At 48.2% G+C, this 13,112-nt stretch carries 11 protein-coding genes; 4 read left to right on the forward strand and 7 right to left on the reverse strand.

The genetic code is table 11. The annotated features are described in order from the left end of the window. The 5 genes from QVE43_RS10205 to QVE43_RS10225 form a co-directional block, all read right to left on the reverse strand. On the reverse strand, positions 1-657 hold the full coding sequence (locus QVE43_RS10205; protein ID WP_288006842.1) for a hypothetical protein: 657 nt from the start codon (positions 655-657) through the stop codon (positions 1-3). 106 nt (positions 658-763) lie between these two features. Further along, positions 764-3,118: a ribonucleoside-diphosphate reductase subunit alpha gene (locus tag QVE43_RS10210; RefSeq protein WP_038030936.1), complete on the reverse strand. Its 2,355-nt coding sequence runs from the start codon at positions 3,116-3,118 to the stop codon at positions 764-766. A gap of 380 nt (positions 3,119-3,498) precedes the next feature. Next, the gene (locus tag QVE43_RS10215; protein ID WP_288006846.1) at positions 3,499-4,983 is read right to left on the reverse strand and encodes an NAD(P)/FAD-dependent oxidoreductase; all 1,485 of its coding nucleotides are present in this window, start codon (positions 4,981-4,983) and stop codon (positions 3,499-3,501) included. Positions 4,984-5,058: 75 nt separating this feature from the next. Beyond that, positions 5,059-5,229, reverse strand: coding sequence for a hypothetical protein (locus tag QVE43_RS10220; protein WP_288006849.1), 171 nt, complete (start codon positions 5,227-5,229; stop codon positions 5,059-5,061). 121 nt (positions 5,230-5,350) lie between these two features. Next, positions 5,351-5,650 carry a hypothetical protein gene (locus QVE43_RS10225; protein WP_288006852.1) on the reverse strand — a complete coding sequence of 100 codons (300 nt, stop codon included), beginning with the start codon at positions 5,648-5,650 and terminating at the stop codon, positions 5,351-5,353. A gap of 176 nt (positions 5,651-5,826) precedes the next feature. On the opposite strand from QVE43_RS10225, the gene QVE43_RS10230 reads away from it, so the two are divergent. Next, positions 5,827-6,990: a hypothetical protein gene (locus QVE43_RS10230; RefSeq protein WP_288006855.1), complete on the forward strand. Its 1,164-nt coding sequence runs from the start codon at positions 5,827-5,829 to the stop codon at positions 6,988-6,990. 108 nt (positions 6,991-7,098) lie between these two features. On the opposite strand, the gene dnaJ is transcribed toward QVE43_RS10230, so the two are convergent. Further along, positions 7,099-8,232, reverse strand: a complete 1,134-nt coding sequence (gene dnaJ, locus QVE43_RS10235; RefSeq protein ID WP_288006858.1) for a molecular chaperone DnaJ — start codon at positions 8,230-8,232, stop codon at positions 7,099-7,101. 26 nt (positions 8,233-8,258) lie between these two features. Further along, entirely contained in the window at positions 8,259-8,891 is a 633-nt protein-coding gene (locus tag QVE43_RS10240) for a nucleotide exchange factor GrpE (protein ID WP_288006861.1), read from the reverse strand. Positions 8,892-9,099: 208 nt separating this feature from the next. Here QVE43_RS10240 and hemE point away from each other — a divergent pair, with 208 nt between their 5' ends. The 3 genes from hemE (at position 9,100) to QVE43_RS10255 (ending at position 13,054) form a co-directional block, all read left to right on the forward strand. Continuing rightward, a complete protein-coding gene (gene hemE / locus QVE43_RS10245) occupies positions 9,100-10,134 on the forward strand; it encodes a uroporphyrinogen decarboxylase (protein WP_288006864.1) in 1,035 nt (344 codons plus the stop codon). A gap of 114 nt (positions 10,135-10,248) precedes the next feature. Further along, positions 10,249-11,406: a Na/Pi symporter gene (locus tag QVE43_RS10250; protein ID WP_288006867.1), complete on the forward strand. Its 1,158-nt coding sequence runs from the start codon at positions 10,249-10,251 to the stop codon at positions 11,404-11,406. A 448-nt stretch (positions 11,407-11,854) separates the two neighbouring features. After that, a complete protein-coding gene (locus QVE43_RS10255; protein ID WP_288006870.1) occupies positions 11,855-13,054 on the forward strand; it encodes a hypothetical protein in 1,200 nt (399 codons plus the stop codon). The last annotated feature ends 58 nt before the right edge of the window (positions 13,055-13,112 follow it).

The following is a 13,112-nucleotide window of genomic DNA, read 5'->3' on the forward strand; positions in this document are numbered from 1 at the left end:
TTAAAGGTTAGGGGCAACGGGCACATAACGAATGCGTATGCCCGGTGCTTGTTTGATGGTTTTCTTTTCCAAAACAACACGGTAGGCAGCGGGGCTCTGCCAAACAGCCCGCTTGTTTTTCTCTTCCTCAACAGGTGTGCCATAGCGGGCTGTGTAGTAATCATACATTTTGGAGTACCACATATCGGCGTCAGCCTGATAGATATCAACAATAATAGACTCAACCACTTGGTGGGTGCTGCTGTCAGTAAAATACTGGATGTCAATCATTTCGGCACGGCGGCGGCTAAGGTCTATGCTGAAGGTCTTGAAACTGCTGCTGTCTTCTATCAACCATGCTTCTTCCTGCTGCATGACCTTCTGAATGCTGTCGCCCAGGTAAATCCCGCGCACCACCCCGGAATCGCTGCCTATGACCAACTGCACTTCGGGGGCTTGCTTTTCCAAAGCGGGGAGGTGTTCCCGGTGGATATTTTCTTTTACAGCCTCTATCCACGCTTGGGTGGAGTGTAAAGTATCGTCCTGTGTTGGGTGTGTTTCTGCCCGCAAGCTGTCTTCTTTGGGAGGTTGCGTTTCCTCTTGCGAGGTAGTATCGCAGGCTGTTACACACACAGCAAGTAGTAGAATGATAAAGTATTGTAAATAAGCGTGTTGCATGAGACCCGGTTGCTTTGTGCAAAGATACTGAAAGATAGCCATTTCATAGATAAAAAAACAGCACCCGCCGGGCAGGTGCTGCTATTTTTTGTGTGTATGGCTTTGTTTATGCGCTACATGCTTCGCATCCGTCGGGGTCGTCGAGCGAGCAGCTGATGGCATTTTGTTGCTGTTCACGGCTCAACTCTTGTTGTATCTTTTGGTCCACGGTAAACTTGATGGCTTGGGCTGCCGGTTGTGTACGCAGATAATACATGCCGGTCTTGAGCCCTTTTTCCCATGCATAGAAGTGCATGGAGGTGAGTTTACCGAAATTGGGCTCGGCCATGAACACATTCAAGCTCTGGCTCTGACAAATGAATGCCCCACGGTCGGCAGCCATGTCGATGATGGCTTTTTGCTTGATTTCCCAAGCCGTTTTATACAAATCTTTGATGTGTTGCGGTATCTCTTTGATATTTTGCACCGAGCCGTTGGCAGCCATCAGCTTGTTGCGCATGGTTTCATCCCACAAGCCCAGTTTGATGAGGTCGCGTAGCAGGTGTTTGTTCACCACAATGAACTCGCCCGAAAGCACCCGGCGCACATACATATTGGAAGTGAAGGGCTCGAAGCACTCGTTGTTGCCTAATATCTGCGAGGTGGAAGCCGTAGGCATGGGCGCCAGCAGCAGCGAATTGCGCACGCCGTATTTCAAAATCTTTTGGCGAAGGGCTTCCCAATCCCAGCGTCCCGAGGTGGGTTTTACTCCCCACATGTCGAACTGGAATATGCCTTGTGAAATGGGCGAACCTTCATAGGTTTCATAAGGTCCGTCTTTTTGTGCCAACTCCATAGAGGCTTCCAGAGCGGCATAATAGATGGTCTCGAAGATGTCTTTGTTCAAACCGCGTGCTTCTTCCGAGTCATAGGGCATGCGCAGCATCACGAAGGTGTCGGCCAAGCCCTGCACACCAATGCCGATGGGGCGGTGGCGCAGGTTCGACTTGCGTGCTTCCGGCACAGGGTAGTAGTTGATGTCGATAATTTTGTTCAGGTTGCGGGTGACTACTTTGGTGATTTCGTAAAGCTTCTGATGGTCGAACTTACCGTCTTTTACAAAGCGGGGCAAAGAGATGGAAGCGAGGTTGCAGACGGCGATTTCGTCGGGGGCTGTGTACTCAATGATTTCGGTACACAGGTTGCTCGACTGGATGGTGCCCAAGTTTTTTTGATTGGATTTGCGGTTGGCATGGTCTTTATAAAGCATATAGGGCGTGCCGGTTTCCACTTGCGATTCCAATATTTCGAACCACAAGTCTTGTGCACGCACTACTTTACGCGCGCGCCCTTCACGTTCGTATTTTTCATACAGGCGCTCAAACTCTTCCCCATAGGTTTCATGCAAGCCCGGCGCTTCATTGGGGCAGAACAACGACCATTCACCGTCTTCTTTTACGCGTTTCATGAAGAGGTCGGGGATCCACAAGGCATAGAACAGGTCGCGTGCCCGCATCTCTTCCTTACCGTGGTTCTTCTTCAGCTGCAGGAACTCGAAGATGTCGGCATGCCAAGGTTCCAAATAAATGGCAAAAGCCCCCTTGCGTTTGCCACCCCCTTGGTCCACATAACGGGCGGTGTCGTTGAATACGCGCAACATGGGCACAATGCCATTGGAGGTGCCATTGGTGCCCCGTATATAAGAACCGGTTGCCCGCACTTTATGAATAGCGAGCCCTATGCCACCGGCCGATTGCGAAATCAAAGCGCATTGCTTGAGGGTTTCGTAAATGCCTTCGATGCTGTCTTCTTTCATTTGCACCAAGAAGCAAGAAGACAATTGCGGCTTGGGCGTACCGGCATTGAACAGGGTAGGTGTGGCATGAATGAACCATTTTTCCGACATCAGGTTGTAGGTTTCTATGGCTGCGTCGATGTCGTCTTTGTGAATGCCCACAGCTACCCGCATAAACATATGTTGCGGGCGCTCTACTATCTTGCCATTGAGTTTGAGCAAATAGGAGCGCTCAAGAGTTTTGTAACCGAAGTAGTCGAAATAGTAATCCCGTTCGTAGTTGATGGCGGCATCGAGGCGGGCTGCATGCTTGCGCACCACTTCATACACATCTTTGGCAATGAGTGACGCATTTTGCCCCGTTTTGGGGTCCACATACTCATAAAGCCGCTTCATGGTGTTGGAAAACGACTGGCTCGTGACCTTATGCAGGTTGGAAATAGCTATGCGTGCGGCAAGGATGGCATAGTCCGGATGGATGGTTGCCATGGAAGCAGCCGTTTTGGCAGCCAGCTCGTCCAGTTCTGTAGTAGGGATGCGGTCATAAATACCGGCAATCACCCGTTTGGCAATCTCTACCGGCTCGATATAGTTGGTATCGAGTCCGTAACATAGCTTTTCTATACGCGCCGTGATTTTGTCGAACTTCACCGATTCGAGGCGCCCGTCTCTTTTCGTAACTAACACTTTGATATGTAATTTTTTAGGTTATACATGATAAAATTGACTCTTCGCCTTATTAAACGGCCTTTAGCGTGTAATAGTTTGTTAATCTTGATTTTTTGTTTAAAGTACTGTTTTTTAAGTATTTGTACTGTATTTTGAATGCGTAAAAGGGATACAAAGATTAAAAAGAAAAAAGGGAAAATCAAAAAGGAGAGATATGTCTGTTTTTTTACGGGTGTAAGTTTTTTCTTGTTGTATGTATATAAAAAAGGCGTAGTGCTGTCTTTTAGCAAATATCAAAAATATAAAACAAAAGGAAACAGCCTTTACAGACTGCATTCCTTTTGTGAAACGGGATAAATATTTTTTCTTCCGGCAAGGCGGTGGTGTAATGTGTAAAATCAATTTTTTTCGAACTGCGCCCGAATGTAATCTGCCACCACTTGACCGGAAATGAGTGCGGGCGGCACACCCGGTCCGGGCACGGTCAGCTGCCCCGTAAAGTATAAGTTGCTGACTTTCTTGCTTTTAATTCTTGGGCGGAAGATGGCTGTTTGTTTTAAAGTATTGGCCAGCCCATAGGCATTGCCTTTGAAAGCGTGGTAGTCGCGTATAAAGTCGCTGCCGGCATAAGACTCATGCACTTCTATGAACGGGCGAATGCTTTCACCGGTGTAGTACTCCAGCCGCTTCATGATTTGCTCGAAATAGCGGGCACGTATGGCCGGTGTGTCATTCAGCCCCGCAGCAATGGGAATCAACAACACCAGGTTTTCCTTGCCGGCAGGGGCAGCCTGTGGGTCGGTAATAGAGGAAGCCGAGAGGTAAAACAGCGGCTCCCGTGGCCATTGCGGCTGTGTGTAAATGTCATGGGCATGCTGCTCAAAGTCTTCATCAAAAAACAGGACATGGTGGCGCAGATTTTTGATTTTCTTGCTTACCCCCAAATAGTACAACAAAGCAGAGGGCGCCATGGTACGCTTCTGCCAATAGGCTTCGCTGTATTGGCGGTAGGCGGGCTCCAACAAGGCAGCTTCTACATGGTGGTAGTCGGCGCCGGCTATCACCACGTCGGCGGCATAGCTTTGAGCAGCCGTGTGCACACTGTGTGCTTTGCCTGCCTGCACGTCTATTTTTTCCACTTCGGCACCATATACCACTTCTACGCCCTGCTCTTGTGCCAGGCGCAGCATGCCTTCCACCACACTGTACATGCCGCCCATGGGGTACCAAGTGCCCAGCGCCACGTCGGCGTAGTTCATGAGGCTGTAAAGAGCAGGGGTGTTTTTAGGAGTAGCCCCCAAAAACAAAATGGGAAACTCCATCAACTCGATGAGCTTGGGGTGCTTGAAAAACTTGCGCACGTGTTTGTGAAAGGACTGCAAAGCCTGCATGCGCAGCATGTCCACAAGCAGCTTGGGATCTATGAATTCCCGTATCGAAAGCGAAGGCTTATAGACGAGCTTGCCCACGCCCACTTCGTATTTGTAAGCAGCTTCTTGCAGAAACTGCTCAAGGCGGCGGCTGCTGCCCGGTTCGTAGGACTCGCACAAAGCTTTGAAGTCTTCCATGCGGGCGGGTATATCCACCTGCTCTTCTTTGCCAAATACCACCCGGTAGGAAGGGTCGAGGCGTTGCAAGGTATAATAATCTTCGACACGCTTGCCAAAGCGTCGGAAATAGCGCTCGAAGACGTCGGGCATCCAATACCAGCTGGGTCCCATATCGAAATGAAAGCCTTGCCGTGAGAGGCGTCGTGCCCTGCCGCCGGCTTGTCCGTTTTTTTCCAAGATAGTGACTTTCCATCCGTGCTGTGCCAAGCAGGTGGCGGCAGCCAAGCCCGCAAAACCGGCACCAATGACGATGGCTTTGGGTTGTGTGCTCATGAACTGTTGGTTTGACTTCGTTTTTAAACCGGAAACCTAAAAGAATGTTTGCATACCGGGGCGGTCCGGTTTTTTTTATTCTTTCAAAAATATGTATTCAGCCCCGTTTTGACGTAAGATAAGCTTTTTCCCGGCATCTGTAAACTCTATTTCCACTTTGGCAGGCTCAAAAACGAAGATATTTCCGGCTACCGCTTCCAATGGGAAAGCCGGCTGCCTTTCTGCGGGGCAGGTTTCATAATGCACAAAGCGTTTGAGAACGGTGAGACTCCTTCTTCCGGCTGTTTATGGTCAAGGACTTCCAGGTACTTGAATGAATGCAAAATAAGAAAATCTTCTTTGTTTAGTTGCTTGTATATCCATGCAGTCAAGAAGTTTTCCCTTTTGGTTGTGCTACTGGTCTTGCGTCTAAAAAAATATGTATGAAATTTTGAGTTTTCTTTTTTTTTTTTTTTTTTTTTTTGATTTGTGCCGTTGAGATATATGTTTCACTAAATAAACAAGGAACTATGAAAAGAAAAATTTGGATTCCGGGAATCTTTTTGCTGTCAGCGGCATTTTTTTCGCTCATTCCCTCTGACAAGCCTCTGCAGTCAAGAGGTGACTGGTGTGTAGGAAAAGCACAATTCACTGAAAATGTAATTATTTGTCCTGGTAAAGGAAGCATTGACTGCTACTTTCCTTGCCCTTGCGATGATGGAGGGGGCAGCACACCGCCGGTGGTAATAGCGAATCCTTAATTGCACGTATCCGGGTGAGGCAGCAGGAAAGGGTATGTGTACTTTCCTGCTGTCTTTTTATCTTTGGTATGTTGTATTGAAAAAGTTTAAACGCTAAAAAAACATGAAAAAATTGCTACGATTTATTTTTTGCTTGCTGCCCCTTGTTTCTTTTTGGTCTTGCCGGGAGCAGGAAGCCAAGCAGGCAAGCGAACAGCAGGTTGAGCTGCGTCTTGTGAAAACAGACAGTTTTGAGGTGAAAGGAAGCAACCTGACATTTCAGGGTTTCCAAAAAGGCAAGTTGCTATTGAGTAATATGCTTGTGTTCGACGTGGTAACTTACGATTTAAACCAAAAGACCACGCATAGTTTTCAGAAGCGGGGCAGCAATTTCGACGAGTATTACAACATATGGCGCAACATAGCCGTGTATAACGACACCACCCTTGTGGTAAGTACCTTTAACAGCCTTGTATATTACAATTTGGACGGTAAGTTTTTGCGTTATGTAGCCCTGCCTAAAAGAGCCGCTTCGATGACTCTCCCTATACGGGAATCTCATTTCTGTGAGGATAAGTTGATAGGCTTGCATTTGACCGTAGAAGAAACAACTGCCGAAGCATATTTAAACCCACGCCCGGCAATCATCATCCTTGACAGCTTGCAAAGCGCTAAGGCAGCTTTTGAGTTTTTGGGTAAAAATCCCGAAGCGGAAAGCCGCTTTTCTTCCGGAAAAGAGACTTCTTATTATGCCACTCATTTGTGCATGACAGTCGATGAAAGCTGCCGTCATGCTTATGCGCAACCTTTCAATGAACCTTTGTTGTTTGTTTATGACTTGAAGCAAAAAAAGAAGGTGCGTGCGCTGCGGCTCGAATTACCTGATTTTAAAGTATATGCTTATCCCATAAATCAAAAAGAAAGCGTTGTGTCGCCTGCCTTAGATCAATATTTGAGCGCAAGGGTAAAGTATTTGCAGTACCTTGGAAACGACACACTGGCTTGCATATACAAAGTAGCGGCAGATGAGCAAATGTTAAAAGACTTTCACAATAAGTATCCGGAGTACCCTGTCAATGCCCCTGATGTAAGGCTCGATTATTGGGTAGCGTTTATTCATCCGGAAAGGGGTGTGCTTGCTGCTTTGAAAGTAGGCAAAGAGTTGGGTACTCCTGTTTGTTTACTCGACAGCAAGCGTCTGTTGGTGCAGGAGTATGGTACCGAAGAAGATGAGATGCAAAATCGCAGCCGTTTCACGGTGTACCGCATTGACGGGCAGAACAAGTAGCACCGTACGGATGCCTCCATGAAAGCCGGCTTCACGGTATTGAAACACAAAATAAAAAAGGCGCCTTTGAGATATTGAGGCGCCTTTGTCTCGTTATTTACATTTCAATTACTTAAAAAACTCGCGAATCTTGTCGAAGAATCCTTTCTCACGCTTATCCGGTTTGGGTTGAAAGTTGGGCGAATGGCGCAGTTTTTCGAGTAGCTTGCGTTCTTCGTCGCTCAGTTGCCTGGGCACCCACACATTCACGTGGATGAGCTGGTCGCCCTGGTAGCCGTCGATGTCGCGAATACCTTTGCCCCGCAGGCGCAGGATTTTACCACTTTGTGTGCCCGGCTCTATTTTGATTTTCACGGCGCCGTCGATGGTAGGCACTTCTACGGTGGTGCCCAAGGCGGCATCTATGAAGCTAATATAAAGGTCATACACTACATTGTTGCCATCGCGCTTGAGCACATCATCTTCCACCTCGTCAATGAGGATGATGAGGTCGCCGGGTGTGCCCCCGCCCGGTGGGTAGTTGCCTTTGCCGCGCATCGACAGCTGCATGCCGCCCACAGCCCCTGCCGGAATGCGTACGCTGATGGTTTCTTCTTTTTGAGTAACGCCTTGTCCATGGCATACCTCGCAACGCTCATCTACAATTTTGCCGGCACCTTGGCAGGTAGGGCAGGTAGATGAAGTAATCATTTGCCCCAAGATGGTATTGGTGACGCGCTGCACTTGGCCGGTGCCCCCACAGGTAGAGCAGCTGCGCAAAGCAGTGCCCCCTTTGGCGCCGGTGCCATGGCAGGCATCGCAGCTGACTTCCCGTCTGATTTTTATTTTCTTTTCAACCCCTTTGGCTATTTCTTGCAAGGTCAGCTTCAGCCGCACCCGCAGGTTGCTTCCTTTCCGGCGGCGCCCATGTCCGCCACCTCCGCCAAAGAAGGCTTCGAAGGGGCTGCCGCCTTCGTTGAAGATGCTGCTGAAGCGTTCAAAGATATCTTCCATACTGCTGAAGCCGCCGGCACCGCCATTGACACCCGCATGACCAAATTGGTCGTAGCGGCGACGCTTTTCGGGGTTGCCCAGCACTTCATAGGCTTCGGCTGCCTCTTTGAATTTCTCTTCTGCTTCGGGGTTGCCCGGATTTTTGTCCGGGTGGTACTTGATGGCCAGCTTGCGATAAGCCTTTTTGATTTCTTCCTGCGTGGCCGTCCGGCTCACCCCCAACACCTCGTAATAATCTCTTTTCGCCATGGTTTTGTTTACTTTTCGCCCGGAGTTTAGCTACCTACAACCACTTTTGCAAAACGCAATACTTTATCGTGCAGATAGTATCCTTTTTCTATGGTGTCAATGATTTTGCCCTTCAGCTCTTCGTTGGGGGCCGGGGCTTGCGTAATGGCTTCGTGCAGGTCGGCATTGAAGTCGGTGCCGGCCGGTGTTTCCAATGGCTTTACACCATATTTTTCAAGTGTGCGCATCAGCTTTTTGTAAATCAGTTCGATACCTTCTTTGGTTTTGTCGTTGCTTTCGGTTTGCTGCATGACCTGCAGTGCCCGCTCGAAGTCATCGACTATGGGCAGCAGATCTTTGAGCAGCTGGGCATTGGCTTGCTGTAGAAACTCGCTCTTTTCTTTGTTGGTGCGCTTGCGGAAGTTGTCGAAGTCGGCATACAAGCGCACATACTTATCCTTCAACTCTGCCACTTCGGCTTCCAAAGCTGCTATTTTGTCGGCTTGTGCCTGTGCGTGTGCTTCGGCTTCCTGCACCACTTCTTCGGGTGAAGGCACTTTTTCCTCCACCTCTCGTATTTCCACTACTTCATCGTGTGTTTGTTGCTCGGGTTGCTGTTGCGATGATTGTTTGATGGGTTCTTCGTTTGGATGATTGGTGTTCTTTTTATTTTTTGCCATAGTTGGATTCCTCCTTTTTGTGTTGTTTTTTTGGTAGTCCGGCTATCCCTTGGTCAAGGAAGCGGGTGATTTTCTTTTGCCTAAGACTGCAACTTTTTTGCCGAACTGTCAAATTGTGTCAAAATGGCAGGTTTTGTAAAAAACACAGGTCGGCTGCAAATATAGAGAAAGATTGTGTAAAATTGTGTCCAAAACCGATGGATTGTCTATGGCTTTAAAGAACGATTTGTTGTTGCGAGCCGCTCGTGGCGAGGCGGTGGAGCGTGTGCCTGTGTGGCTGATGCGTCAGGCGGGGCGGGTACTGCCCGAATACCGGGCGGTGCGTGAGCGCCTGAGTGGCTTCATTGAGTTGGTAAAGACGCCCGAGCTGGCTGCCGAAGTAACCATTCAGCCGGTGGATTTGCTGGGGGTAGATGCTGCCATTATCTTTTCCGATATATTGGTAGTGCCCGAGGCAATGGGTTGCCCTTATGAGATGGTAGAAAAGCGTGGTCCTTTCTTTCCCAACACCATACGCTCGGAGGCTGACTTGGAGCGCTTGCAGGAGCCCGAAGTAGAGGACGCCCTAAGCTACGTGCTCGAGGCCATACGCCTGACCAAAAAAGAGTTGAATGGGCGGGTGCCCTTGATAGGCTTTGCCGGTGCGCCCTTTACTATCTTCTGCTACATGGTGGAAGGGCAAGGTTCGAAGACTTTCGCCGTAGCCAAGCGCATGCTTTACGAAGCGCCCGGGCTTGCCCACCGCTTGCTGGATGCCATCACACGTGTAACGACGGCTTACCTGAAAGCACAAATAAAAGCAGGTGCAGACTTGGTGCAACTTTTCGACTCGTGGGCAGGCATTTTGTCGCCGCAGCAATACAGAGCCTTTGCACTGCCTTATATCCGCCGCATTTGTGAGGCTATACAAGAAGTGCCCGTGACCGTTTTTGCCAAAGGGGCACACTATATAGTGCCCGACTTGCTGCAGACCGATTGCCAAGTGATAGGCTTGGATTGGACCATGGACCTGGCACAAGTGCGTGCACAAGTGGGGCAGCAAAAAACACTGCAGGGCAACTTAGACCCCTGCGCTTTGTATGCTCCGGAAGCAGCCATCAAGCAATATGTGGAACAGATGTTGAGTGCTGCCGGCAAGCAGCGTTATATTGCCAATTTGGGGCATGGTTTGTATCCGGATACTGACCCGGCGCGTGTGCGCTACTTTGTGGCGATGGTGAAGGAATTGTCGGCCATGCTTTGATACCGGTCCTGTATGTTAAGGGAATATTAGCTGTATATTAAATTTCGGACATACAGCCTTTGTTGTCAATGAATTAGCTAATTTTGCCCTCTTAGAATGCGATAGATAATTACGATGAAAGATTGGCCTTGGCTAAAGCTTATAGGGCGCACGCTCGCCTTTGCAGCTGTAGTTTGTTTGTTTTTGGTGGGTATAGAACTGATGGTGGTGGCGGTGCAGCAAAAAGGCGAGGCTTCGGTGCATGCCATTTTTCAAATGATAAACAACCCCTTTGTAGCTCTGTTTGTGGGTATTTTAGCCACTGCAGTGGTGCAAAGCAGCTCTACGATTACCTCTATTACGGTGGCGCTGACTGCAGCCGGCGCACTCACTTATGCACAGGCGGTGCCCGTCATCATAGGCGCCAACATAGGCACCACGCTCACCTGCTTTTTGGTTACGCTGGGGCACGTGATGCGGAAAAAAGAATTCCGCAGGGCAGTGAGTGGTAGCGCCTTGCATATGCTTTTCAATATCTTGACTGCCCTTGTGTTGTTTCCCTTGGAGTTTTTCGGGCATGTGTTGTCGGGGGCTGCACATTGGCTGGCACAACAAATGGCGGGCATCACCGGTAGTTGGGCTTTTCAAGGGCTGAACCACTGGGTGGTGCATCCCCTGGCCGAACAGTTGATGCAGTGGGTTGGCGGCTCCTTGCTTGTGGCGCTGGGCTTGGCTTTCTTGTTGATGATTGCTTTTATCCGCCTGCTTTCTTTGATGTTCAAAGGTTTTTTGGAGCGTCAGGTGATTTACCGTGTAGGACACCTGCTGACCGGCACATCCTGGCGTGCATTGCTTTCCGGTTTGTTTTTGACCATCTTGGTGCAGTCGAGTTCATTAACCACCTCGCTGATAGTAACGGCTGTGGCTTCGAACCGCATCCCGCTGGGGCGCGCTTTTTGGCTTATTGTGGGCGCCAACATAGGCACCACGCTCACCGCCTTGCTGGCATCATTGGGGCATGGCGAAGCAGCCCTTACCATTGCCCTTACGCATGTGCTGTTTAATCTTTGCGGCATGTGCTTGCTGGCACCATGGAAACCCATACGCGAAGGCATTGTGCGTATGGTAAGCCGTTTGGGACGTCTGCATGTGCAGCATCGTATGCTGGGGTTTGTAGCGGTGTTGCTGCTGTTTTTTGTCTTGCCTTTCCTGCTTATTTATACCACCCGTCAGGAAAACGAAAAGCCACTTCCACATCAACAAGAGCAAAGACACCCCGGCTTGCTGCCTTAGTGGACTTGAAGCAATGTGTTTTTGTTTTTAAAAATCTTAATGTGCGCTTGTTTTCTTGCAAGCGTAAAGCCGGAGTGTAATGCCTGTTTTAAATATAATCTACTTCCTTGTTGGCTTGTTGTATCTTTGTTTTTAACATGTTAAGAATGTGTTTAAAAAACTTATTTGTTTTGTTGTTTTTGTTTTATTGCAAATAAAGTAAATTTATTGCTTTGTAATTTTATTAACCTTTTGTATAATTGCACGAATTAATGGACCGGTCCTTAATTCGAACAAATTGCATGTTGAACACTAAAATTGATAGAAGCATGAAAAAGTTTTATTTGAGATCCGTTTCTCTTCTCTTCTCTTCTCTTCTCTTCTCTTTATTAATGGCTGTAAGACACCGGTAACAGAGGAAGCCGTATTGCCGGAGGCTGCCCAAGAGCAAGGAGGAGTAATTAAAGACATGACGGCAGAGGAGGCAGATGCTGTAAAGAGGCAAATAGCGCTGAACTTGGCGCTGTCGTTGCGTGAGCCGGAGGTTCGCGAGTATCTTAAAAAAGAATTATTAAAGCAATTTGGCGGCGATTATGAGGTTTTATTGAGTATGCATGCCAATGACAACATAACGTTAGCCGGCTCAAGAGTGATGGCAGGCAAGGTTTCTGTTAAAGATATCTTAGCCGGAAAGTATGCCAACCGGCTGCGCAGAACCAATGAATATTCTATTGATGACATAGAGGAAATTTTGCAAAAAATGCCACTGTTACAAGTAGCCATGCCGGAGCTTGAAACAGCTGATGCAAATAGATGGGATGCCAAATCGTTGGTTCCTTTAGTTGCTTATATCCCATCAAAGAAAGAAGGTGACATTATTCCAGCTTATGATTTTGAAGGCAACTATTATGAGCTTAGTGCAAAGGAAGAGCCCAAACAGCCTGTGATTGTTATCTCAGAGAACGAGTGGACGCTGGCGCTATCCAAAAACGATGAAGCAGCTCGTTGCCCTGAGATATTACGGGCGTCGGCATACGAGGATGAGCATTATGTATATGTTTTTCGTGACAAATATGAAGAGGCGGTGATAGCATGTGGTGGCGGTGGAGTTCCTCCCTCCGGTGGGGGAAGCACGCCTCCTAATCAACCTCCTGTGAGCAACCCTTCTTGCCCGCGTGAAGGAAGAGTGGGTGTATACGACTTTGTCGGAAATACAAAGTTTACCAATATGACACAATTGAGAAGAGTTAGAGAGTGGTATGATGGTAAGCTGGAGCTTCGTACAAGAATTTACTATGCGGATTATCAAATAGGGGACGTATTAGAAGCTGCTTCCAAAAGTATCAGGGTGCCGCAGCGTTATTTTACTGAATGTAAACTTTTGTTTACAGATTGCTACACCGTTTGGTATAACCTCAATTTGAGATTGGAAAGATGGGACCCGCAACATTGGGGCGATAGAATCTGTATAGAATGGAGCGAAATGGACAACGATAGCGAAGCTGCTACAACAACCCATACATTTAAGTTAGGTCCATATACCAAAACAATTCAATATACGAATGGAGATGACACTATGGAATCTGCTGAGGTATGGTATTGCGACAATGTTCTGGGTGAAGGCTTTTTGTATTCTACCGGAACGTTCAACTTTTACATAAAACAATAAAATAGAAGTAGACCTTTCCCCCTTCAGGTTCGCTGCTTATGGCACAGGACTTAAAGGG

The organism is Thermonema sp. (assembly GCF_026003375.1).
Classification (GTDB): domain Bacteria; phylum Bacteroidota; class Bacteroidia; order Cytophagales; family Thermonemataceae; genus Thermonema; species Thermonema rossianum.